This window comes from Burkholderia sp. Ac-20353, assembly GCF_017104785.1.
Taxonomy (GTDB): Bacteria; Pseudomonadota; Gammaproteobacteria; order Burkholderiales; family Burkholderiaceae; genus Burkholderia.
In genome coordinates this window covers 23,732-47,902 of record NZ_JAAGPL010000056.1, presented here as the reverse complement: position 1 = coordinate 47,902, position 24,171 = coordinate 23,732, and the positions used below count along the sequence as shown (strand labels likewise).

21 protein-coding genes and 1 pseudogene are annotated in these 24,171 nt (G+C 59.9%); 18 read left to right on the top strand and 4 right to left on the bottom strand.

Going from position 1 to position 24,171, the window contains the following annotated elements; translation table 11 throughout:
• The 4 genes from G3N94_RS18160 to G3N94_RS18145 form a co-directional block, all read left to right on the top strand.
• The coding region (locus G3N94_RS18160) for a PDZ domain-containing protein (RefSeq protein WP_205793997.1) at positions 1–308 on the top strand (308 nt) is incomplete at its 5' end.
• 138 nt (positions 309–446) lie between these two features.
• Positions 447–899: a YbaB/EbfC family DNA-binding protein gene (locus tag G3N94_RS18155; protein WP_205793996.1), complete on the top strand. Its 453-nt coding sequence runs from the start codon at positions 447–449 to the stop codon at positions 897–899.
• A gap of 230 nt (positions 900–1,129) precedes the next feature.
• On the top strand, positions 1,130–2,179 hold the full coding sequence (locus tag G3N94_RS18150) for a helix-turn-helix domain-containing protein (protein WP_205793995.1): 1,050 nt from the start codon (positions 1,130–1,132) through the stop codon (positions 2,177–2,179).
• A 326-nt stretch (positions 2,180–2,505) separates the two neighbouring features.
• The gene (locus G3N94_RS18145; protein WP_241021923.1) at positions 2,506–3,729 is read left to right on the top strand and encodes an acyltransferase; all 1,224 of its coding nucleotides are present in this window, start codon (positions 2,506–2,508) and stop codon (positions 3,727–3,729) included.
• A gap of 325 nt (positions 3,730–4,054) precedes the next feature.
• Here G3N94_RS18145 and G3N94_RS42445 read toward each other — a convergent pair.
• Both G3N94_RS42445 and G3N94_RS18135 read right to left on the bottom strand, forming a co-directional pair.
• Positions 4,055–4,789 (bottom strand): annotated as a pseudogene (locus G3N94_RS42445) (hypothetical protein); the annotation flags it as partial.
• A gap of 141 nt (positions 4,790–4,930) precedes the next feature.
• Positions 4,931–5,494: a hypothetical protein gene (locus G3N94_RS18135; RefSeq protein ID WP_205793992.1), complete on the bottom strand. Its 564-nt coding sequence runs from the start codon at positions 5,492–5,494 to the stop codon at positions 4,931–4,933.
• Between the two features lie 92 nt (positions 5,495–5,586).
• On the opposite strand from G3N94_RS18135, the gene G3N94_RS18130 reads away from it, so the two are divergent.
• Entirely contained in the window at positions 5,587–5,934 is a 348-nt protein-coding gene (locus tag G3N94_RS18130) for a winged helix-turn-helix domain-containing protein (RefSeq protein ID WP_205793991.1), read from the top strand.
• A 1,022-nt stretch (positions 5,935–6,956) separates the two neighbouring features.
• Here G3N94_RS18130 and G3N94_RS42440 read toward each other — a convergent pair.
• Entirely contained in the window at positions 6,957–7,328 is a 372-nt protein-coding gene (locus G3N94_RS42440; RefSeq protein WP_241021922.1) for a hypothetical protein, read from the bottom strand.
• Between the two features lie 105 nt (positions 7,329–7,433).
• Here G3N94_RS42440 and G3N94_RS42435 point away from each other — a divergent pair, with 105 nt between their 5' ends.
• On the top strand, positions 7,434–8,018 hold the full coding sequence (locus G3N94_RS42435) for a helix-turn-helix domain-containing protein (protein ID WP_241021921.1): 585 nt from the start codon (positions 7,434–7,436) through the stop codon (positions 8,016–8,018).
• A gap of 135 nt (positions 8,019–8,153) precedes the next feature.
• On the opposite strand, the gene G3N94_RS18120 is transcribed toward G3N94_RS42435, so the two are convergent.
• Entirely contained in the window at positions 8,154–8,624 is a 471-nt protein-coding gene (locus tag G3N94_RS18120; protein WP_205793989.1) for a GDP-mannose mannosyl hydrolase, read from the bottom strand.
• Positions 8,625–9,497: 873 nt separating this feature from the next.
• On the opposite strand from G3N94_RS18120, the gene G3N94_RS18115 reads away from it, so the two are divergent.
• The 12 genes from G3N94_RS18115 to G3N94_RS18060 all read left to right on the top strand — a co-directional run bounded on the left by G3N94_RS18115 (position 9,498) and on the right by G3N94_RS18060 (position 24,156).
• Entirely contained in the window at positions 9,498–9,755 is a 258-nt protein-coding gene (locus tag G3N94_RS18115) for a hypothetical protein (protein ID WP_205793988.1), read from the top strand.
• Positions 9,756–10,753: 998 nt separating this feature from the next.
• A complete protein-coding gene (locus G3N94_RS42430; protein ID WP_241021920.1) occupies positions 10,754–11,311 on the top strand; it encodes a helix-turn-helix domain-containing protein in 558 nt (185 codons plus the stop codon).
• Positions 11,312–11,392: 81 nt separating this feature from the next.
• Entirely contained in the window at positions 11,393–12,910 is a 1,518-nt protein-coding gene (locus G3N94_RS18105) for a mannose-1-phosphate guanylyltransferase/mannose-6-phosphate isomerase (RefSeq protein WP_205793986.1), read from the top strand.
• 46 nt (positions 12,911–12,956) lie between these two features.
• Entirely contained in the window at positions 12,957–14,336 is a 1,380-nt protein-coding gene (locus G3N94_RS18100; protein WP_205793985.1) for an undecaprenyl-phosphate glucose phosphotransferase, read from the top strand.
• Positions 14,337–14,518: 182 nt separating this feature from the next.
• Positions 14,519–15,565 carry a polysaccharide biosynthesis/export family protein gene (locus tag G3N94_RS18095; RefSeq protein WP_205794002.1) on the top strand — a complete coding sequence of 349 codons (1,047 nt, stop codon included), beginning with the start codon at positions 14,519–14,521 and terminating at the stop codon, positions 15,563–15,565.
• On the top strand, positions 15,562–16,002 hold the full coding sequence (locus G3N94_RS18090) for a low molecular weight protein-tyrosine-phosphatase (RefSeq protein WP_205793984.1): 441 nt from the start codon (positions 15,562–15,564) through the stop codon (positions 16,000–16,002). The genes G3N94_RS18095 and G3N94_RS18090 overlap by 4 nt, the downstream gene beginning before the upstream one ends.
• A 2-nt stretch (positions 16,003–16,004) precedes the next feature.
• The gene (locus tag G3N94_RS18085; RefSeq protein WP_205793983.1) at positions 16,005–18,218 is read left to right on the top strand and encodes a polysaccharide biosynthesis tyrosine autokinase; all 2,214 of its coding nucleotides are present in this window, start codon (positions 16,005–16,007) and stop codon (positions 18,216–18,218) included.
• Positions 18,219–18,283: 65 nt separating this feature from the next.
• On the top strand, positions 18,284–19,402 hold the full coding sequence (gene gmd, locus G3N94_RS18080) for a GDP-mannose 4,6-dehydratase (protein ID WP_205793982.1): 1,119 nt from the start codon (positions 18,284–18,286) through the stop codon (positions 19,400–19,402).
• Between the two features lie 5 nt (positions 19,403–19,407).
• Entirely contained in the window at positions 19,408–20,358 is a 951-nt protein-coding gene (locus G3N94_RS18075; RefSeq protein WP_205793981.1) for a GDP-L-fucose synthase, read from the top strand.
• 23 nt (positions 20,359–20,381) lie between these two features.
• A complete protein-coding gene (locus tag G3N94_RS18070; RefSeq protein WP_241021919.1) occupies positions 20,382–21,779 on the top strand; it encodes an oligosaccharide flippase family protein in 1,398 nt (465 codons plus the stop codon).
• A gap of 10 nt (positions 21,780–21,789) precedes the next feature.
• Positions 21,790–22,917, top strand: a complete 1,128-nt coding sequence (locus G3N94_RS18065) for a glycosyltransferase family 4 protein (protein ID WP_205793980.1) — start codon at positions 21,790–21,792, stop codon at positions 22,915–22,917.
• A 9-nt stretch (positions 22,918–22,926) separates the two neighbouring features.
• Positions 22,927–24,156: a hypothetical protein gene (locus G3N94_RS18060; protein WP_205793979.1), complete on the top strand. Its 1,230-nt coding sequence runs from the start codon at positions 22,927–22,929 to the stop codon at positions 24,154–24,156.
• The last annotated feature ends 15 nt before the right edge of the window (positions 24,157–24,171 follow it).

Here is a 24,171-nt window from a genome sequence, read left to right as displayed (position 1 = left end):
GGTTCGAGAGCGGTACAGCGTTGAACGGCAACCGGCAGGGGCTTACACGGATCGGGCTCGCGCTGCGCCCGGCGAACGAACAGGAACGGCGGCAGCTCGGCGTGAACCAGGCCCTCGTGATCGAGCAGGCGAGCGGCGAGGCGGCGCGCGCGGGGTTGATGGCCGGCGACGTGGTGCTGTCGGTCAACGGCGCGCCGGTCGCGACCGCCGGTGCGCTGGCGGGCGAGATCGACCGCGCGCATGGCACGGTCGCGCTGCTCGTGCAGCGCGGCGGCGCGCGGCTGTACGTGCCGGTTGAACCGGGGTGATCTCGGGATGATCGCGGGACGGCGGACGGCGCGTGCAATGGTTTGGCAATGCGGGGTTACGGGCGCGGCGGCGGATTGCGCGACGCGCGGACTGTGAGGCAATCGAGGGTGGTCATGCAGCGGAAGCAGCGAAACCAGATGAATCGTGCAGGTGGCGCGGCGGCGGCGTTCGTCGTCGCGTGGGCGCTCGTCACGGGCACGCCGGCGAGCGCGCAAACGGCCGACGTGCCGCAGACATGGGTCAGCTACGCGCAGCTGGTCGGGCGGCAGTTCCAGGGATGGCTGGAGGTCGACGGGGACGCGGCCGACTCGCTGCACGCGTATCTCGAGGATCGCGTGGTGCACGCGACAGCCGACGCGCCGCCGCCGGCGATTGTCGTGCGTGCGTGGATCGGCGCGGACGGCACGGTCACGCGCGTCGAATTCGACACGCTCGGCAATGCGAGCGCGGATGCCGCGTTGCGGAAACTGCTGACGGCTGCCGGCCCGCTGACGGAGCCGCCGCCGCCCGACATGCGGCAGCCGCTGCGCGTGCGATTGAGGCTGACGCCGAATCCGGATGCTGAAGGGGCGGCCAAGCCCGGTTCCTGACGGCGTGGTACGCCGCGACGCACGGAGCTGGATCATGATGATTCTGCTGATTGGTCTGGCCTGCGGGTGCGTTGCGCTGTTTGCGTTCGCACTTCATGTCGATCCGCTGACGGGGCGGATTGGCCGGGCGGCGTTGCGGGCGTGGCTCGCGTAGCGCCGGTTGCATGCTTGTCTTGCAAGCCCGCGCATGAATCGTTATTATTTTTATAACGATTCGCCAGGATGAACAGATGCAGCAGCAACACGCGGGAGTATCAGGCTCAGGATTCGTAGCCCCCATCGATCGGGAAGACCGCGCTCCGAGTGCGATCGCGCATCGTCGTCGGGCATCGAAATCGGTTGGCATCGTGCTTTCCGCCCACTTCGAACTCGACGAACTGGTTTCCGTCGCGCAGGTGTTCAACTCGGCGAATGCGTTGTCGGAGTCGTGCGCGCGCACGGCAGTCCATTACGACGTCTGCCTGTTGTCAGCGTCCGGCGGCATGGTCGTGAGTACCGCGTCGGCGTGCGTTTGGACCAACGGAATCAATGCACATCGCCAGCCGGAAGACTTCCATGCACTCTTTCTTCTAGGAGGAGCAGGCGCGCGCGGCGGGTTGCACGACGATCGCGTCATTGAATGGCTCGATCACGCGATCCCGGATTGCGTTGCATTATTTCCGATCACGACGGCACGTGCGCGGAAGCCGACCACCGAACCTCGATGTTCCGGGCGTGGCCATATGCGCGCGGCGGTCGGCTCTGATGCCGCCTGTGGCTTTTCCGCGGCGAGCCCCTACCCAGATACAGCGAGCTCGTTTTACGCTGCGCTGAACCTGATCAACAGGGATATGGGCGCCGTCATTGCGAAGCAAATCGAGGTGGCTGTCGCACCCTCCGTCGACACGCCTTTCACACCGATCGTTCGCTTGTCCGAGAATGCCGGCGTCAGCGCACCGATCCAGGCATCGGCACGCTGGATCGCGGCGAACGGCCATCTGTCGATCGCAATCGACGAAGCCGCCAGGATCGCGACGATGAGCGAGCGAAATCTTCTGCGGCGCTTCAAGAGCGAGGTGGGCGTCACACCTTCGCATTACCTGACCTTCGTACGACTCGACAAGTGCTGCCGGCTCCTCGTCGATACCGACCTGCCGGTCGACAAGATTGCTTACCGCAGCGGCATTGGTGGCGGCGGAAAGCTGGCCAAGTTGTTTCGCGCCCACCTTGAGATCACGCCGACCGAGTACCGCGCGAATCAGCGCTTGAGGTACCACGGAATCGATTGTGCTGCGGGCTAGTTTGCTCGTTTGAAGGGGCGAACGCCAAGCACTGTGACTCTACTGTTCGCGACTGAGTAGCGTTTGGGAACTGTCCGGGAACGCCAAAACATAGCCGTCTGCAGTCAGGCACGACCGCGGTGGCGAACCGGAATCCACCCGGAAAATTTCGGCCTGTTTGTCGGATCTCGTGGCCGGATTGCACGAAGGGGCACGTAAACGGACCTTCCCTGAGGACGGCGTGACGATAAAGTATTTTGGCGCTTCCGGTCTATCTCACATCGCTAAACTGGCGTGAGTCGTCGAGGCTGGTGGCAGGCTCTAATGATGTTTGCTGCTGCGCCTTAATGCCTCACATTGATGAACGAGGTGTACCAGTGAATCATGACAATCGACTCCATGCATTGGACGTTGGTAGAGCACTTGCAATACTCGGGGTAGTGGCAGTCCATCTTTCTGAATGGGTTCCGGGTCTACCCGGATGGCTTGCAACGATCGCTCGAAGCGGCCAGTATGGTGTCCAGTTGTTCTTCGTGATCAGCGCTTTCACGATCTGTATGGCGCTCGAGGATGACCGCCAGAAGGTGGGCAAGACGGGGATGTTGCTTCGCCGTTTTTATGTGAAACGAATTGTCAGGATCGCACCGCTGTACTATGTGGGCATCGTCGTCTACGGCATTCTCGATGTGTATGCCGCGCGGATGCATACGCACTTAACGGCCTCGCATGGCACGGCCGACGTCCTCCTGAATGTTGCATTCCTTCACGAATTCGTGCCGAGCGCAGTCAACAGCGTGGTGCCGGGGGGGTGGTCCATCGGCGTGGAGATGGCCTTCTATGTCGTGGCTCCGCTCCTATTTCTCGCATCCCGAACTCGACGCGGACTGTGGATTACGGCGGCATGCGTCTTGTTCGCGAGCTATGGCCTGCTTCTGGCCGGATTGCTGATGTTTCGCATAGACAGTGTGTCGAACAATACGTTTCTGTACTATTGGCCGCCGACCCAATTCCCGTGCTTTGTCTTGGGGTTCTTGATGTGGGAGTACCTGCGCGACACAATCCGAAGCGGGCGACCTAGCGCCGCCGCATCAATTTCCGCCTCTGCTGCTTTGGGTGTAGGGTACATCGCTTTGCTGGTCACGGGTGTCGGGATGGAACGATCCCATGCTTTTGCCCCGGTGATCGCTGCAACCGCAGGCGGGGCTCTCCTTATCCTGCTGTCAGCATTCGACGGGCTTGCGATCCAATTTGGGTTTCTGTTGAGACTTGGCGAGAAGAGCTATGGGTTATACATGTGGCACTTCCTTGCCATTTTCTGCTTTCGGGTCATTCTAAAGATCAGTGGCACTCATTTGTCGAAGGTCCCTGTCGTTCTGTTGTTTGTCATGGCAATGGTCTTTATCGTGATTCTTGCCTTTCTCTTTGCCTCAGCATCGGAACGCCTGATTGAAAAGCCGGTCGCGCGGTGGGTTCGGGGGAAGTTTTTGGGCGTCCCGGAGGCACAAGTTAAACCGCATGACAGTCGACGGCCAGTCGCGCAGCAGTCCATCCGGCTGGACCAATCGATCTGACAGGCATGAACGTGACAGCGAACTGACATTGCAATGATAGAAATGGCTTACGCGGTTCGGCTGGCGGCAATTGGCATGCAGCATGCCATTCCGCGAAGCCGCGGCGCCGATCGTAAGCTTGGCATGGTGGCGTGCGTTGGGTGGCGCGCCCGTCGCCTTCTCGGGCCACGATTCATGCCTTCCGCTTGAAATCGCGCCTGAGGCGTGCAACCGCCTAGAGCAACGTCTGTGCTTGCTTTCCGATGCAGTAGATCGGATAAGTCAACTAGAACCGGATCTCCTGTACCTTGGGCGGGTTGTAGTATGGTAATGGGCCAAAGCGCTTCGAGCCTTCGCGTTGGGTGCTGTTCCGTACAAGAAGCAGCGACAGCCGGTGGTCTTCCGCGAGGCGACGATACCAGACCCGGTTCACACGCCGTTTTACCGGCTCGCTTGCGCGGTCTCGGCCGGGCACCAGATAAGTGGAAACAGATGCACATCACTCTGCTGGAACGCGAAGCGCTCATGTAACGCGCGCAGTTCCTCGAATATCAGTTGCTGCCAGGCGTTGCAGAACGGAAACGTGGTCAGCTAGCGTCGATGTGCCAGTCCCCAGTCGGAACTGCCTGTGTGGCGCACCCCGTGCGAGAGCAGAAAGGCCTTCATCCGTTGTCGCGCACGCTTCAGATTGTCCCTGGCGTCGACCGACATGCGTGCCAGATCGGGAAACGCATCGTCTTCGACGCTGGGCACATACACCGCTGACAGGTCGGCGGCGCGCAGCGATCGCACAAGCTTCACGGAGTCACGTCAATCGGTCTTGATGAATTCATCAGGCATCCTATGAATCAGCGACGGTGTGTACACAATTTAATCAAATCCGCTCTGCGCGAGTTGCCGATAGAGTCCATTGGCACGCGTACAGGCCTCGTAGCGCTGCGGATGTGCCCCTTCAACTGCGGGCGCTTACACCGGGGTTCGATGTCAATCTACGCCGCATCGACTTTGCCAGGGAGTTCGACGCTCCCGTGCCAAAGGCGTAGGCAACGGTGATCGAGTCCTTATGAATGTCAAGACACATGTTGAGCGTGTTCCATGCCGCCTCTGCTCGCAAATCGCCGGGTGTGGCGTGTCCACATCGTGCGGCTCTGGCTGCGATGTTAATCCGCGGCTGATTCTTCGCTGCAGGCCAGCCCCTCTGCCCCACAGGGAATCATACTGACTAACCGCGTCTCGGCTGGCTCGTCGCACCGGCCGGCAGCAAGGCCAGCACGCCCTTGACCGCGTAAAGCACGATCAATGCGCCGCTGAGATCGCCAACCATCATCGCGAAGAACCTCTCTCCAATGCGCTGCGTGTCACCCTGCAATGCGAACCAGACGCAGTGAAGCAAAGGATTCGCGATCGAGTAGGCGACCGCAAGGAGGAGCAACCGCCTCGGTGTGAGATTGGTCAGCGACGCGCGCAGGCCGTAGTGTTCAAGCGCCAGTCGATAGACCGCATAGGGGGCGACGGTCGCGAGGATCCCGCCGACGAACGAGCGGACCGGGTCGTGCGGAAAGAAGTAAAAGAAATCGACCAGCCAGCTGGCGATCAGCAGGCCGATTGCGCCATAGCCGCCTAGCAGGAGCGTGCTCAGCAGCCGGATGCCGGACGGCAGGTAGACCCAGTTCACACCGCGTACGAATTCGCTGTGCGTGAAGATCGCTTCGTTGAACCACAGCGACAGGATGAACGCGGCAGCCGTGCCGACGATCGATGTGAAAGGCAAACGAAGGCTCGGCATCGGTGTAAGATTGCGACAGTTCTGAATTCACCATTTCGCATGATAGCCTGCGGTCCACCTCGGCGAAAATCGCGGCGCATGGAGCGAACGCCATGACACGCCCAGCCGACATCTACCTCCGATTCCTGCAACTCGCCGAAGCATTGCGCGGCCTGCCGTCGCTTCCTTCGCTCGATCCGCTGGAGGAGCGCATCCTGGAGTTTGTCGCCCGCTCGACGCAGAACAAGGAACGGCTGTCCGTGCGCGAAATGATCGCGCATGCCGAACTCGGGTCCCCAGCCACGCTTCACGCGCGCATTACGTCGATGCGCGAAAAGGGGTGGATCATGCTCAGCGATACCGAAGACGCTCGGCGCAAACAGATCGAACTCACTCCGGCCGCGTTACGGCATTTCGACAAGCTGTCCGAGTGCCTGATCAAGGCGACCAAGAATGTTTGAGTTCGATTTCGTCGAGTCTTTCCCCCTTTGATCGATCACCGCGCGCTCAGCGCTGGCAGCGATTGCGGCAACCCGTGCACTTTGATGATGAGTCGGGGCTCGACGACGCTATAGCGCCGGGTGACGCCACGCGCGAATGTCGACCACACGCATCGTAGTCGAAATGATCGGCAAATACATCGTCATCCTCATCAATTAAATGGGGCACGACGGACGGGCGGCGAAACATGACGGACATCGAACCGCGACGACGCGATGCAATTGCCAAAGCCACGCCCGTAGAGATTCGGGCGGCAAGGTGTGTGTCTCCCGTCTGAGTTCATCGCGTTCGTCACCGCGCATCAACGCTGGCTGAACATTCGCCGATAAATAATCGAATCGCTGGCGCGCGACGTGTCTGCTTTATCCGCTATAGCGACGGCCTGCCAAAGCCGAATATTACATAATTATTACTCAGACAAATGCACATACTTCATGCTGAAGGCTCGATATCAAATAGTGTGACGGCTCTCTGCTTTTGCATCCGCGCAAACGCTAAACAGGATTTCGTTGAGGAAATCACGCGACGCAGTCGCATGAGATTCTCTCGTGTGCATCCGCTGACCGATTCACCCTATTGGCTCTCTTCAGGAAGCGCTTAACGCGGGTATTCCTACGACGTTACGAACAATTACCGCGCGTTTCTCCATACTTCTTCCGTATTCGGTGGGAAATTCCGTCACCGTCTTATCAGATCTACCTTGGCACACATTATGCTTGTCGCACCGTGCGGGGCGAGCTCGTTACGTCGGGGGTAACTAGAAGTAAGAAAATCAATGATCTAGATCAATGATTGGCGTGCACGATTAGAACGAATGTGCGGTTTCATACCGAATTTCACAAAATTGGTGCCGGGTCACGTCCTTGACTGATTCCGTCAACAGCAAGGCGAAATCCGACGCCGACACGGCAGGCACCTATTTGGACGAATATGATGCGCTGCAGAAAATGTAAAAAAACGTTAAAAGGCAGAGATGATGCAATCAATGTCGAACATATCGAGAACGGGGTTGAACGTGAGCCGTGGTCGCGGGATGGGCGTCGGCCGTCAGCGAGAAAGCGTAATCGTGCTTTTGCTTGATGGATTTTCCGTTATGCAGATGGGCAAGCTGGCTGCGGTATTCGAACACGCGAATCAGCTGAGTCGCATCAAATCCGCATTCGCGGATCGTTACGAGCTGCGCCTGTATTCCGCGCATGGCGGCCCGGTTCGCTCGTCGTCCGGCGTGCAGATCTGGACGGATGCGCCGCGCATGCTCGATGCGAGTGCGGTTCACGCGATGTTCGTCCTTGGTGGCGAAGATCAGGCGAGCGATCACGACGACCGGTTGGTTACCTGGCTGCACAGCGCGCATCAGCGTGCGCGTGTGGTCAAGGGGGCGAGCGGAGGCGGAAAGCTCCTGGCGCGAATCCGTCTGAATCAGAAGGATCTGGGCACGGCGCCGTTGATGCCGTCCACGATGAGTGCCGCACCCGGTGCGAATCAGCGATCCGACGCGTCCGGCGACGAGGACGAAGGCATGCTCGCGGCAGCGCTGTCGATCGTCGCGCACGACATGGGTTACGAGATCGCACAGGAAATCGTCGGCAGCATGATGCCGGGCGCGAACCGAAAGCTGACGGGCGCCGCGTTCGGACCGCGCGAGGCACGGGCGAGCGAACTGATTCGTGCTGCCGCGCACCATCTGCGCGTCAACAGCGCGAACCGCATCTCGATCGCGGACGCGGCCCAGGCCGCCGCGATGAGCGAGCGGAATTTCCTGCGGCGCTTCAAGAACGAAATCGGTGTGACGCCCACCGAGTTCGTATTGCGGGTCCGGCTCGAGAAGGCATGCTCGATGCTCGTCGAGACGGATCTGCCTGCGGACAAGGTTGCACGCCGCACCGGTCTTGGCAGCGGCGACCGGCTCGCGAAGCTGTTCCGCCAGCACCTGTCGATGTCGCCGACCGAATATCGCACGGCCGCGCGCAACGGCATGTACGCACTGGCGGAGGATGGATCCGCCACGAACGCGCCGGAATGGATGACCGGTTCGACATCCTGACGGAATTGCAGGGTCGGGCACGCGCGGTGCGATGCCCGACCCGGATCGATCGACCCGTGGCCTGATGGGGCGTGTGCGCAGTGTGCCGGGCGCCGGCATGTGTCTCCTCCTGTTATTCGGTTGCGTGAGCAACTATCAATCTTCTGATGATGCCGTGCTGAAATACGCTTGCGTGTTCGGATGAACGGTGTCGTCGACGACGATCTCGCCGACGGCTGCCCATCGATAGGCGGTGTGCTGCGCATTCGGCAGCGCCGCCAGATCGACTTTTTCGCGCAGCTTGTATCCCAGCACCACGTAATGCGTCGATACGCCCGGCTCGCCGCCGAAATTGTCGTCGTACAGGTGTTCGTACACGCCGATGAGTTCGGCGTCGGACCGCTCGAGATCGCTGCACCCGAGCTCGTCGCGTGTGATGCGGCGGAACGCGTCGTCGAGGCGTTCATTCTTGCGGATGCGTCCGCCAGGCACGAACCAGAAGCCCTGCGCAGGACGATTGACGCGATGGCCGAGCAGGTAGCTACCCTCGTCGTTCCGGACGATCAGATCGATCGCGATGAGCGGCGTCGCGTCGATAACGCGCAGGAAGGTGTCGAGTGGCAGCATGGTCGATCGATCGGCTCCGGACGGTTCAGCGAATGCGTGCGGGCGAGCGGCGATCGGAGCATGACGTAGTCCGAATGCATCACGCCCATGCTTCGCGTGATGTCACGCTACATGCCGCTGCACACATGCGCTACATCGTGGCGTACCGTCACGAAGCACGTCGGCCAAAACATCGAAGCATTCCGCCAATAGCGGGCCGAAGATGCGAAGTGCGTGTGCCGGCGTGTGCCGGCGTGTGCCAACGCGTCGCGCGTTTCGCATTCATTCTCGAGAGGAAGCATTTCCAATCGGCCATGATCGTGGTTCCGTCCGCCATGTGTGCGCACGACGATTTCAGCGACGCTAAGCTCTCAACTGGCCTTTCGAGGAGAAGAATCATCCCCGGAACCTCCTCGGAACTTTGCCTGCGCGCAGCCTTGCGCGCAGGCCTTTTTATTCCGTCCGGGTCGAACATGAACGAAGCCGCGTAGCTGGTTTCGTTGCTCGGCTCGTTGCATCGCGTTCCGTTCGGTTTCGGTCGGCAACGCAGTCAAGAAGGACTGCAGAGCATATGCCTGTCGGGCAATGCCTGTTCATTCCGTCAAGCCGGCGACCCGAAGCCGGTCACATCGCACCTCCATCCAGTCGTGAAGCGCGTCCGTCGCATGGACGGTCCGTTATCGGCAATCGTCCGCGCGTGATCGCGCCGACGTGATATGTGGCGATACCGATAATCCGTTTGAACACTGACAGGAAGCAATCGGTAATTTATATGGCGGATTCAGCGGAAATGTTGTCCTGTCCACCATGCTGCGATGCAATGTACGCTAGCGGGATTGATCTGGCCGCCGCCCGTTGTGGCCTGTGTTGCTGACAACGCGGAGCACGACCGACATGAACACCGCACTTCTGATTCTCTCGAGGATCTGTTTCGTATGGATCGCCGTTTATGCGATCACCAGCGTCGCCTCGGGTCTCTGGGCGGGCGCGCGGCATAACCAGGGGATGCTGCTGCTCGAGCTCCAGTCGCATCGCGCGCGCGGTTCGCGGGAGACGGCGCGTGCGCGGACGTTGAAGCGCATGGCGCTGCTGGCGATTCTGGCGTTGCCGGTGGGAATCGCATCGTTCATCGCGAGCGCAGTGCTGTCGTAAGCGATCGCAACGAAGCATGAGCGCGGGACGTGGCCGGCCGGCGCACGTATCTCGCGCAAACCCTGAATCCTCAGGCAACCGGCCGCATCGATTTGCTGCATCGCATCGTTTGCACCATTCGCCGACCGGACATTTGGCGGATCGACGCTAGCCGTACGCGTGCAAGACATCTGGCCGAACCGGCCATCTTCCCGAACGAACGCGTGGCCAGTCGAGTCGCCAACGAGGCGCCCGACATGTGCCCTCATCACGCTGTGCATTCTTTGCGATGAGCAAGCGGTGGTGCGCGGATCAAAGCGCTGCCGCATCCGGCGCCATTCCCAGCGTATGTCAGCCACGTTCAATGCGACTGCTCGTGCCCTTATGCCGGCTTCGTTTGTCGTCCGATCGAATGGAGCGAGTGCGAAAGCGTCGCGCATGAGCGGTCCGGGAAATCCCGCAGACTAATCGGACGACTTTCTGTTCGAATCGGCCAGCGATATTTCGCCATTCGGCGGTCTCGGTATGATGCGACGCAACGGGACAGCAATGTCCTTCACGAACGCGAGATGGCGATACGGTTCAACGTCCGAGAGCACTCTATGGGGCAAACAGGTCTCGACTATTCGGAAGACGGAGTAGTAGCCGGTGCGGGAAAGAAAGGGCGGCGCGAGACTCGGGACATTGGTGTTGTCGTGTTCGACGGATTCTCGCTGCTCGCGGCAGGCGTAGTAACTGAAGTGTTCGAGATGGCCAACGAGATCTATGCGCCACGCTCGAATGGTCGACCGCTGTACGACGTTCGCTTCTATTCGTCGGAAGGTGGCAGTGTGGCGTGGTCGTTGGCGATCAGCGTCTGGACATATGCGTGCGATGCAGGCTCGGCGCGTGCATTCGATGCATTGTTCGTTGCCGGCGGAGAAGGCGCGCGGCGCGCGGCGCGGGACACGCGAGTGATCGACTGGTTGCGGACCGTCGTGCCGCAAACCGGCATCGTTCAGACGATCGGCGAGGGCAGGATGCTGCTCGACGCGGCGTGGGCAAAGCGGAGTGTGGGCGGCGCGATCGAAGCGACGCCTGGCGCGGATGACAGAGGGCCGCCGGCAAGGGCAGCGCTGGCGCTCGTTGAGCGCGACCTCGGCAGCGAAGCGGCACGCGGGATTGCAGCACGCCTGGCATTGAATGGCGACGCCGAGCCGATCGAGCAGCTGCCTGATACGCGCAGGACGACGTCAGCGGAACGGGCTCGGGCGACGGCACGCTGGTTGCAGCAGAATTGTGAAAGAGCGATATCGGTCAGCGACGCAGTGCGTGTCGCAGCGATGAGCGAAAGGAATTTTTTGCGTTGCTTCAAGCAGGAAATCGGTACGACACCGTCCGAGTTTCTTCGGGAGGTCCGGCTGGTGCGGACGATGCAGTTGCTGACCGGAACCGATCTGCCGATCGGCACGATTGCGCGGCGATGCGGGTGGGGCAACGGTGATCGACTTGCGAAGATTTTCCGCAAGCGGATGGACGCGACACCGTCCGAATACCGGATGCGTGCGCGAGCGAACACGACGGAAGACGAAGCGTAGGACGGTTTCGGCGGAAAGATGGGCTCGCATTACCTCGGCAAAACGTTTGAATCGTTTATAGAACGAATAGGAGTGCAAATCATGACGGAGTCCATCGAATCAGCGAAGGGTGATATTGACTCGGCCGCACCGGTTGCCGGGGCCGCTGTCAATGCGCGCGTTCGTGTCGCCCCCGTCGTTCTCGCAGGCGGATCGGGATCGCGCTTGTGGCCGATGTCGCGCGAGCAATATCCGAAGCAGCTGATTGGCGTGCTCGGCACCGATTCGTTGCTGCAGGCGACTGTCCAGCGCATGAAGGGATTCGCGTCAGATGCGAGCACGTTGGGGGCGCCGATCGTCGTCTGCGGCGAAGAGCATCGATTCGTGACGGCGGAACAGCTGCGTGCGAGCCGGATCGACGCGCGCATCGTCGTCGAACCGGCCCGCCGGGACACGGCGCCGGCACTGACGCTTGCGGCGGCGGCTGCGTTCGCCGATGGCGAAGACGCGATCGTCGTCGCGATGCCCGCCGATCACGCGATTGCCGATACCGCCGGATTTCATCGTGCGCTCGTGCTTGCGATCGAGCATGCGCGGCGAGGTGCGATCGCGACGCTTGGCGTTCCGCCGACGCGGCCTGACACCGGCTTCGGCTACATCCGCCTCGGCGACGAGCTCGGCTCGGATGCGTACCGCATCGAACGATTCGTCGAGAAACCGGCTGCCGAGCTGGCCGAGCAATATCTCGAATCAGGCTTGTACTGGTGGAACAGCGGCATCTTCGTCGTGCGCGCAAGCGTCTGGCTCGACACGTTGCGTGCGCTGCGACCCGACATGCACGCCGCATGCGTCGCGGCTTACCAGCACGGCACTGACGACGGTCCGTTCTTCCGGCCTCACGCGGATGCGTTCCAGGAGTCACCGTCGGATTCGATCGACTACGCAGTGATGGAGCGCCTCGCTTCGCAGGCGGGCCTGGCCGAGGGTGTGGTCGTGCCGCTCGACGCTGGCTGGTCTGACCTGGGTTCGTGGGATGCCGTGTGGGAAGCGCTCGACAAGGATACGGACGGCAACGTCGGCCGCGGCAAGGTCGTGTTCGAGGGCGCCACGTCGAGCTTCGCGCATTCGGAAGGGCGCCTCGTCGCGTGTGTCGGTGTGACCAACGTGGTCGTCGTCGAAACCGACGACGCAGTGCTGGTGGCGGACAGGTCGCGCGTGCAGGACGTGAAGGGGCTCGTCAGCCGCATCCGTGCGCAGCAGGCGCCGGAAGCGGATGCGCACCGGAAGGTGCGACGCCCGTGGGGCTACTACGACTCGATCGATCAAGGCGATCGCTTCCAGGTCAAGCGCATCGTCGTGCAGCCGGGCGGACGCCTGTCGCTGCAGTTGCATCACCATCGCGCGGAGCACTGGATCGTTGTGAGCGGCACCGCGCTCGTGACGCGTGGCGACGAGCAATTCATGCTCAGCGAGAACCAGTCGACGTTCATCCCGCTGGGCATTACGCACCGGCTCGAGAACCCCGGCAAGTTGCCGCTCGAAATCATTGAAGTGCAATCGGGATCGTATCTCGGCGAAGACGACATCGTGCGCTTTGAGGACACCTACGGGCGTCGGTGAAGCATTGGCGAATTGCGTGACTCGGATCAAGACGGAGGATTGAAAAATGCTCGGGCTACAAGGGTTGCTGGCACGTCTGCTCGATGTCGTGCTGATTGTCGCGGGTTCGCTCGTGGCTTCGCAGTTCCGCTTTCTGTCGGTGGCCGAAAACCATTTCGACAGCGCCGTCGTTACGTTCGGCATTGCGTTTTCGCTCGTGCTGTTTCCGGCATTCGGCGTGTACGAGTCCTGGCGCGGCCGTTCGATGTTGCGGCTGATCGGAACGATCTCGCTCGCATGGCTCATCGTGCAGGCGTGCGGAATCATCCTGATGTTTTCGCTGCATCGTGCGGATGTCGTCTCGCGGCTTTGGTTCGTCTACTGGACCGCGATCACGGGCGGCGCACTGATTGCGTCACGCATCGCCACGCATCTGGCGCTGCGGGGCGTGCGTCAAGCAGGCCTCAACCTGCGTAGCGTCGCGGTAGTCGGCTATGGGCAGCATTGCCATCACGTAGTGCGGAAACTGGATGACTCCCCGGCCAGCGGATTCCGCGCAAACGCGATCTTTGATCTGCGTCCGGTCGTGGAGGGCGCGCATCCGGGCGTGCCGACGTTCAGCGATTTCGACACGTTCGCGAAGCACGTGCGCGACAGTGGCGTGCAGGAGATCTGGCTGGCGCTGCCGTTGTCGGAAGAGGCGACAATCCTTCGCTTCGTCAACGAATTCGGCGACGAACTCGTGAATATTCGCTTCATTCCGGACGTGCGCAGTGTCGCGTTGTTCGATGGCGCGATGATCGATCTGGTGGGCGCACCGGCAATCAACCTTGTCGCGTCGCCGCTGCCGCGCCACGCGATGCTTCAGAAGGAAATCTTCGATCGCCTGTTCGCCGCGATGGCGCTGCTGTCGCTGATGCCGTTGATGGTGATGATCGCGATCGCGGTGAAGCTGTCGTCGCGCGGGCCCGTTTTCTTCAAGCAATACCGCAAAGGTGCGGACGGGCGAGAGTTCAAGATCCTCAAGTTCCGGACGATGCGGGTGCACGTCGAAGAAGCCGGCGTGGTGACGCAGGCGACGAAGACCGATTCCCGTATTACCCGCGTCGGGCGCTTCCTCCGGCGGACGAGTCTCGACGAGCTGCCGCAGTTCCTGAACGTGCTGCGTGGCGAGATGTCGGTTGTCGGGCCGCGGCCGCATGCGATCGAGCATGATCGGCTGTATCAGAAGGTCGTCGATGGATACATCCATCGCTATCGGATCAAGCCAGGCATTACCGGGTGGGCGCAGGTGAACGGGTATCGCGGTGAAACCGACCGGCTCGAGAAGATGCAGAAGCGGGTTGAGTATGACCTTTATTACCTACGGAATTGGTCGTTCGCGCTGGATATGCGGATCGTGCTGGCGACGGTGGCGAAGGGGTTGGTGAATACGAACGCTTATTGAGTGGTCATCAAAACCGTGAGTTTTCGCATCACTAAACATAAACCGGGGAAGATTAGATGAGATGTCTTTGGGAACGGCGCGAGAGCGTGACGGGGGCATTTCGCCGTCACGGCGCCCGGATCGTGATTGGTGCGACGGTGAGTACGCTGCTGTCAGCGTGCACCGTTGCACCGGGCATGCGCATGTCGACACCTGCAACGTTGCCGGTGACGAGCGGCGGTGAGCAAACACCTCAGCAGGAACTCCAGGTTCCCATCACTGATATCAACATGGCGTTGATTCAGCAGATCCACGAGGAAGGAAGGAAGGCGGACGAGACCCAGTTTAACGTGCTGATCGGAAAGCCGCAGCCGTACACGCTTGGCGTCGGCGACGTGCTGCAGATCACCGTCTGGGATCACCCGGAACTTACTGCTGCGCAGGGCGGAACGTCATCGCCGAACTCGCGACCTTACGACCCAGTTCCGGGCTTTACCATCGACGACAACGGCAACGTGCAAGTGCCGTATGCCGGCAACGTTCATGTCGCCGGCATGCGCATCGACCAGGTCCAGCGTGCTGTCCAGGCCTCGTTGCAGCGCGTGTTCGTGAAGCCGCAGGTCACTGTGCGGGTCACTTCGTTCCGCGCGAAGCAAGTTTACGTGGACGGGGAAGTGCACACACCCGGCATCGTACCGATCAATGACGTACCGATGACGCTGAATGAGGCGGTCAACCGTGCAGGCGGATTCAGCCCAACGGCTGACCAGAGTCGGATGGTCGTCGTGAGGAACGGGACGTCGTATAGGCTGGACCTCACGGAGATGCTCGGCCGAAACGTGAATCCTTCGGAAATATTGCTGAGGAACGGCGATCTGCTTCGCATCGTGTCGCGTGAGGACAACGGCGTCTACGTCATGGGCGAAGTCAACAAGCCGATCACGGCGTTGCCATTGAGAAACGGGCGACTCACGCTGAGCGATGCGCTTTCCCAGGCCGGCAGCGTGAATAGCGCTAGTGCGGATGCTGCCCAGATGTATGTGATTCGCGGCGCATCTGAGGCGAAACCCCAGGTATTCCATCTCAACGCGCGTTCGCCGGTGTCTATGGTGCTCGCGAACCAGTTCGTGCTGCAGCCGAAGGATGTTGTGTATGTCGACGGCAATGGGTTGGTGCGTATCAGTCGCGTGCTGAGCCTGCTGCTGCCCGCGATCAACGCAGGTCTGACCGGCGCAGTGTTGGCGAAATGATCGACAACATCCTCGTCGTGTGTGAAGGAAACATCTGTCGGAGCCCGATGGCACAGGCGCTGCTTGCACGGGCGCTGCCGTTGGCGAACGTGAGATCGGCGGGATGTTCGGCGCTCGCCGGGCACGGTGCGGATCCGCTGGCCGTCGAATTGATGGCCGAGCGCGGCATTGACCTTGGAGAACACATCGCTGTCGACCTGAACCTGCAGCACATGCGTTCAGCGGACCTGATTCTCACGATGACGCAGAGCCAGCGAAAAAGAATCGAAGCTGGTTATCCGTTTTCGAAAGGCCGGGTATTCCGTATTGGTGAGTTCGAAAAGATCGACGTTATCGATCCGTATCGGCAAGGGCGGTCGATATTCGAATTGGCACTGTCTCAGATCGACCAAGGTATGGAGCGATGGGTCGACAAAATGAATCGGATCAAGAATTGACTATGGAATCCGTAAATAAATCCAAAATCATCGATATGCATGACGGTGACGAGATTCACCTGTCAGACTATATCGCTGTGGTTGCCGAAAGCTGGAAACTCATTGTTGCGATTGCCGCGCTCGTCTTACTGCTCGGAACGACTTATGCGTTCGTCGCGAGACCGGCCTATCGTGCGGACGTGATGATTCAGGTCGAAGACAGTTCTAATTCGACGCAGAATGCACTGGGCGAGCTGGCGTCGATCTTCGATACGAAGCAGACCGCCGATGCAGAAATCGAACTGATTCGCTCGCGACTCGTGGTCGGTCACACGGTCGATGCGTTGCATCTCGATATTTCAGCGCAGCCACGCTATTTCCCCGCGGTCGGCTCCATGCTGGCGCGCATGGCCGGAAACAAGAAACTGGCTTCACCCTGGTTCGGGATGACGCGCTTCGCATGGGGTGGCGAGAAGATCGAAGTCACGCGGTTCAAGGTGCCGAAGGAACGTCACGACGCGAAGTTCGAGCTAGTCGCCCGAGACGGAAGCAACTATGAATTGGTTAGCCCGGAGGGTGATGTCATCCTGAAGGGGGTGGTCGGTAAGACCGCACGAGGTATGGACCAGTTCGGCCCAGTAGAACTGACGGTCGCGCGTCTCCGTGCCCGACCGGATACTGAATTTGTCCTCGTTCGCGTATCGACACAGGCAACGATAAAGGGGCTGCAGGATGCTCTCGTCATTGCCGAGAAGACCAAGCAATCCGGTGTGATCGGCGCGTCGCTGGATGGTGCCGATAGTGCGCGAACTGCCGAAATTCTCAATACGCTCGCATCCGCGTACGTGCAACAGAACATCGACCGGAAATCGGCCGAAGCAGAGCACACGCTTGCGTTCCTCGATCAACAACTGCCGCAATTGCGCAAGCAGCTCGATCAGTCCGAGGACAGATACAACGCGTTTCGCAACCAGAAGGGCACCGTTGATCTGACCGAAGAGAGCAGACTGCTTCTGCAGCAAATCGTCGATGGCAAGACAAAACTCCTCGATTTGGAGCAACAACGCGTTGAAATGTCGCAGCGCTTCACGGGCGAGCACCCCGCCCTCGCTGCGCTGACGGCACAGATCGCAGCCCTCAACGCGCAGCAGGAACAACTGAATAAGCGTGTGCTGACCCTGCCGGACACCGAACAGTCGGCATTGCGGTTGTTGCGCGACGTGCGCGTGAACACCGAGCTTTACACGAACTTGCTGAACAGTGCGCAGCAATTGCGAATCGTCAAGGCTGGTCAGGTCGGTAACGTTCGCGTCGTCGACTATGCCGTGGTGACCGAAGACCCGGTGAAACCGAAGCGGCCGCTCATCATCACTCTGGCCGCGTTGCTCGGGCTCGTTTTCGGCACCGTAACGGCGTTCACGAAGCATGCGCTGTTCGGTGGTGTGAAGCATAGCGACGAAATTGAAAAAGCAATCGACTTGCCAGTCTACGCGACGATCCCGCACAGCCAGGCACAGATCAACCTGCAGCAGGAAATGGATCGCGGTCTGCCTGGGCCACACGTGCTGGCATCGCTCGAGAACGAAGATTTGGCAATCGAAGGCATCCGCAGTCTGCGCACAGCATTGCAGTTCGGATTGCTCGATGCGTCCAATAACGTGATCGTGATTACTGGCCCCCGTCCGGACGTTGGTAAATCGTTCGTCTCGGTGAACTTGTCAGCCGTGCTCGCGAGCGGCGGCACGCGCGTGCTGCTGATCGATGCGGACATGCGGCGCGGCAACATTCACTCGTATCTCGGGGTATCCAAGCAGCCTGGTTTATCGGACGTCATCACGGGCTTCAACCTCGACGAGGCACTTCAGCGGGACGTCGTGACGGGCGTGGATCTGCTTCCGAAAGGATCGTTGCCGCCCAATCCGGCCGAACTGTTGTTGAGCGACCGGTTCAAGGCACTCATCGACGAAGTATCGCGACGCTACGACCTTGTCATCGTCGATACCCCGCCGGTGCTAGCGGTGACCGACTCGACGGTGATCGGCCGGTATGCCGGCGCCACGCTGCTCGTGGTGCGCCATGGCCAGCACCCGCGCGCGGAACTCATCGAATGCTCGAACCGCCTGCGCGGTGGTGGCGTGGCGCTGAAGGGGGCGCTGTTGACCGACGTGCCACGGCATCGCTTCGGCTACGGCAGTTACTACTCCGGTTACTACGGATACGAAAGCGTTTCAGAGTGAACAACATCGCGGATTGTGTGTGAAACATCGACACATGCGGCACGTCCAATTTGGAGTATCGAATAATGAATCGTAAAGTTGCTTTGATTACCGGCGTCACGGGGCAGGACGGCTCGTATCTCGCAGAGCTGCTTCTGAACAAGGGTTACGAAGTGCACGGTATCAAGCGCCGCGCTTCGCTGTTCAACACCGACCGGATCGACCATCTCTATCAGGACCCGCATGTTTCCGACCGGCGCTTCGTGCTGCATCATGGTGATTTGACGGATTCAACGAGCCTCGTGCGCATCATCCAGCGCGTGCAGCCTGACGAGATCTACAACCTCGCCGCCCAGAGCCACGTTGCGGTTTCGTTCGAGGAACCGGAATATACGGCGAACGCTGATGGTATTGGCGCGCTGCGGATTCTCGAAGCGATCCGGATCCTCGGGCTCGAGAAGAAGACTCGTTTCTACCAGGCGTCGACGTCGGAACTCTACGGTCTCGTGCAGGAAATTCCGCAGAAGGAGACGACGCCGTTCTATCCGCGCAGCCCCTATGCAGTCGCCAAGATGTACGCATACTGGATCACCGTCAACTACCGCGAGGCGTACGGTATCTATGCGTGCAACGGCATCCTGTTCAACCACGAATCGCCGGTGCGCGGTGAGACCTTCGTAACGCGCAAGATCACGCGCGCGATCGCGCGTATCGCAACCGGTCTGCAGGATTGCCTGTACCTCGGCAACCTATCCGCGCTGCGTGACTGGGGTCACGCACGCGACTACGTCGAAATGCAGTGGCTGATGCTGCAACAGGAGCAACCGGAAGACTTCGTGATCGCGACGGGCGTGCAGTACAGCGTGCGAGATTTCGTACAGCAGGCTGCTGCGGAGCTCGGCATTACCGTGCGATTCGAGGGTGAAGGTGTCGACGAGATCGGTATCGTCGAAAAGGTCGAGGGTTCGGAAGCGAAAGTGGCGCCTGGCACTGTGATCGTGCGCGTCGATCCGCGTTACTTCCGTCCGACTGAAGTCGAAACGTTGCTGGGTGATCCGACCAAAGCGCACGAGAAATTGGGCTGGAAGCCGACCACGTCATTCGAGTCGCTTGTCACTGAGATGGTGCGATCGGACTATCAGGTCGCGAAGCGCGATGCGCTGGTAACGCTCGCGGGTTTCAAGACGTTCGAATACAACGAGTGAACGCCATGAATAGGGAAACTCGAATTTTTGTGGCTGGACATCGGGGCATGGTCGGCTCGGCTGTTGTGCGCAGCCTCGAAGCGAAGGGCTATCGCAACGTAGTGACACGTGGCCGCTCCGAGCTCGATCTGACCGATCAGGCCGCCGTGGAAGCGTTTTTCCGCGACAACGCGATCGACGTCGTCGTGCTTGCTGCCGCCAAGGTGGGCGGTATTCTGGCCAACGACACATATCCGGCCGACTTTCTTTACCTGAACGTGATGATCGAGGCGAACGTGATCGATGCTGCCTATCGGGCAGGTGTCGAGCGGATGGTATTCCTCGGTTCGTCGTGCATCTATCCCCGTGAATGCCCGCAACCGATCAAGGAAGAGTATCTGCTGACCGGTCCACTCGAGAAGACGAACGAGCCGTACGCGATCGCGAAGATCGCGGGCATCAAGCTATGCGAATCGTACAACCGGCAGTACGGGACGAAGTACGTGTCGCTGATGCCGACGAACCTTTACGGTCCGAACGACAACTACGACCTTCAGACCAGCCACGTGCTGCCGGCGCTGCTGCGCAAGGCTCACGAGGCGAAGCTGGATGGTAAGGCTAGCCTCCAGGTTTGGGGAACCGGCCGCGTGCGCCGTGAGTTTCTGCACGTCGACGACATGGCTGACGCGACCGTCTTTGTTCTCGAGAAGGGCATCGATTCGGGCGTGTACAACGTCGGATGTGGATCTGACGTCACGATCGAAGAACTGGCGGGCGCCGCGATGCGCGCGGTGGGCTTCGACGGCCGCATCGAGTTCGATTCGACGAAGCCGGATGGCACGCCACAGAAGCTGCTCGACGTCAGCAAGCTCGCCGAGCTGGGATGGACCTCGAAGATCGGTCTGGACGAAGGGTTGGCTTCGACCTACCGGGATTTTTTGCAGCGTCATGAAGAGCAGATGACGGAACGGGCTTAAGTGGGTAGTGACGGCAAACCACAATGATGCGATTTGACGAGAGCAGCGCGACCTGGGTGTTCGCGCAACAAGGGGTGTCGCGCCTGCTTGTGGCGTTCAAGTTCTTCCTGCTGGCACGACTGTTGGGACCGGAGTCGATCGGGCTGATCGCTGCGGCCCTGATGGCCCTGTCGATTGCGGAATCGCTGACTGAAATGGGGTTGAGCCATGCGCTGATCCAGCAACGTGAGTTACTGGATCAGCGCGGCCTTGACGCGCTGTGGACTGCAAACGCAGTGCGAGGCACGATCCTTTCGGTTGTATTGTTCGTGACTTCGGAACCGACTGCGCGATTGATGAGCATCCCGGAGAGCACGACGCTGTTGCAACTCGTTGCACTGGTGCCTTTCGCGAGGTGCATGGCGAGCATGCGTGTCGCGATCGCCCAACGTGAGAGAAGGTTTCGCACGGTTGCACTGTTGACGACGACCTTCGTCGGCGTCGACTTTGTGATGTCCTGTGTATCGGCATTCGTTTACCACGACGTGTTTTGGGTGCTCGCCGCGTTACCGCTTGCCGAGATGCTCAAGGCGATAGCGTCGCATATCGTGTTTTCTACCCGACCGCGACTGAACTTCGACACAGAACCGCTCCGCGAGGTTATGGGATTCGGCCGCTGGGTCTGGGCGAGCAGCTTGTTGTCCATGATCGTCAATCAACTCGACCGACTGATCACTGTAAAGGTATTCGGCGTGCAGACCCTGGGCCTATACCAGACCGCGAGCCGGCTGGCGCAGTTTGGTGTGGCCGATTTCGGCATGGCACTCAGTCAATATCTGTTTCCGAACTTCGCTGAACTCGCGCGGAAGGATAAGGCTCACGCCGTCCGATATGCAATGGCACTGTTCAGTCACCTCGGGACGATCGCGCTCGTGCTCGCGACATTTCTCTGTATGGCAGCACCGGAAATTATTGACATAGCGCTTGGCAGCAAGTGGAGCGGTGCTGTGCCGTTTTTCCGTGTTTTCGTTTACTTAATGGCGGCGGGCGTGTTGGTTGGATTGCTTACCGCATATCTGCGCGGAACCGGCAGGCCGAGCCGCGTGACATTCGCCACGTCGGTCCAGCTGGTGGTGTTGATTGCGTTATCGGCGATTGCCGCACCGCTTTTCGGTGCGCTTGGTGTGGCTGTAGCTTCGGCAACGGGGGTGTTTGTTTGCGGCGCAACCATGCTTAGCGCGGTGCTTTCCGACGCGAGGGGCGAGTGGGGGCAGTTGATGCCGCTCGCCACCGTCGGTGTTCCGGTGTCCGCGTTGATCGTGATAATCGGGCATCTGCTTTCGGAGATCCCGTACCACGCTGTCCTGCTTGGCGTGTTGAGCGCCGTCGCCATTATCCTGCCCCTGAAAAAGCTGCGCGCCGGCTTTTCGCTACCGGCTTGAGGGAATGGTCATGCGCATTCTTCATATCGTCCTGACGCCACGACATTCCGGAGCGGAAGTGCTTGCGTGCAGCCTCGCCGAGGCGCATGCCGGGACGGGGGAGGTCACCGGCATTGCCGCGTTGAATCCTTGCGATCAGGAGTTCGAGCACATAATTTGGCTTCTTTCGAATCAAGGCGTCTGGATCTCGAGCCCTGAGCGGCTGACCGGTCGCATTGAGCGACTGCGCTTGATTCGCCGTGCGTACAGGGAGTTCGCGCCGGATATCGTTGTAGCCCACTCAGTCATCCCGGCTGCGTATGCACGCGTGGTGGCGAAATTGCTGGGCGTTTCCGTGCCTGTCGTCAGCGTGCTGCATTCCGCGAACAACGACGACTATGGGGCCGGCGTGTTTCGTGCGGCAGAGTATCTGTTACGTTTTTCCGCGTCCGCAGTCGTGACCGTGACCGAGATAGCCCGAGACAATTACAGGAAGCACTTCGGCAGCGTGCGCAGGCTCGAAACCATTCCGAACGGAACGCAGATCGATCGCTTTTGTTTCGATCCGATCGAGCGGGACCGACTGCGTCAGACGTTTGGCGTGCGCGAAACACAGACCATCTTGCTCCAGGTCGGCCGCATTGTGCCGGCAAAGGGGCAACTGTCGAGCGTGCTGGCGCTGAAGTTGCTCGTCGACGCTGGCCACGACGTCAAGCTGTGGTTCGCAGGCCTGACGGAGAGCGAGCAGTATCGCCAAGACGTAGTCGACAAGATTTCCGAATTGAATCTCGAACGGCATGTCGTGTGGTTGGGCGGCAGGTCCGACGTTCCGTCGCTTCTGTCGGCGGCGGACGTCTATCTGATGCCATCGCTGCGCGAAGCGCATAGTGTCGCGATGATCGAGGCGCTTGCAAGCAGCGTGCCAGTCGTGGCGTCGGATATCGATGTGTTTGCAAAGGTGAGCGGATTTGAAGGCGTCGTGTGCGTTCCCGTGTCGCAAAGTGCTCGCTATGCTGCGGCGATCGAAATGTTCGTTACACAGCGGATTCGGTGCACGCGGGACCTGAGCGCCTTTTCCGTCAAACGTGTGGCCGAACGGTATCTCAATCTTTTCAAGCAAATCTTGGTGCGTGACAGCCTCAAGACGGAACGCACGTAGGGGAACGGAATGACGACGTTGATGATCGTCGAACCGGTAGCTACCGGTCATCGCATGGTGCTGTACGTGCGTTTGATCGTTGCTGAGGCGCTCAGTCGTGGGCTGAAGGTTATATTGCTGACCACCGCCGAAGCTACTAGTCATGACGCATGCAAGTCGGTGCTGGCCGAGTTCGGCGACCGCTTGAAGGTCGCGACGATGCCGGATCTACCGCACAGCGGAAGGAGCCGCTTCGAGTTGTTCCGTTCGCAATATCGTTGGATTCGCGCGTTTCAGGCGGGCTTTCGCGCGGTGTCGCGGCACGAACGAATCGATTTCGTTTACATCCCGTACTTCAACTACATAGACAAGGTTATCGGCTGCTACGGATCGCCCTTCGATGGCGTTCCATTTGGCGGCATGGTGGTGGCCGCGAAGTTTCATCACGCCCGATGCGGGATTGTCGGTGTGAGGGGGAAGCAGGACACGATCAACGAGTTGTTTTTCCGCCTCGCGCTGCGGGTCCGCAATCTCGCGCTGCTTACTTCAATTGATGAGCCACTGACCGACTTCGTCAACAATTCGATGAAGCGACATGTCGAAAAGGTGTGCTATGTGCCGGACGTGTCGACCATCCGCCAACCGGCCGAACGAAGCAGCGCGCGTTCGGCCTATGGTTTTTTAGCTTCCGATTTTGTCGTTTTGTTATACGGGTCGATCGCTCCACGTAAGGGGCTCGGGAAAATCCTGAGCCTGTTTTCGGCTACGGATTTGCCAGCGAACTTTCGCTTGTTATTGGTCGGCTCGCAAGAAGAGGCGGCTAAGCGAATGATAGAAGCGTTTCTTGTGCAGCATCCGGAACGGCGAAAGCAATTGCATATCGTCGATCGCTTCGTGACAGACCTGGAGGAAGGGCAGTCGTTCGCATGTGCGGACATTGTCTGGCTTTGCTACGAAAACTTTAGCGGCATGAGCGGCGTCCTCATTCAGTCTGCACAGGCTGGTGTGCCAGTCGTTACGGCCGGCAACGGCTTGATCGAACGATATCGGGAGAAGCATGTGCTTGGTATACGTTGGCGAGATTTCGTCGATGCGAGCGGTGACAGTATGCGCTTCAACTGGACCTACCTGCTCGAATCGGTCAGCACGATAAGCGGTACAGCTCGGCTACGCGGATTTGCGGAGCAGCACACGCCACAAGCATTCGGACGGAACGTTGTCGATGCAATCGTCGCCGCAAGGAACGGATGCCGTGCTTAAGCGCAAGTAGGTGCC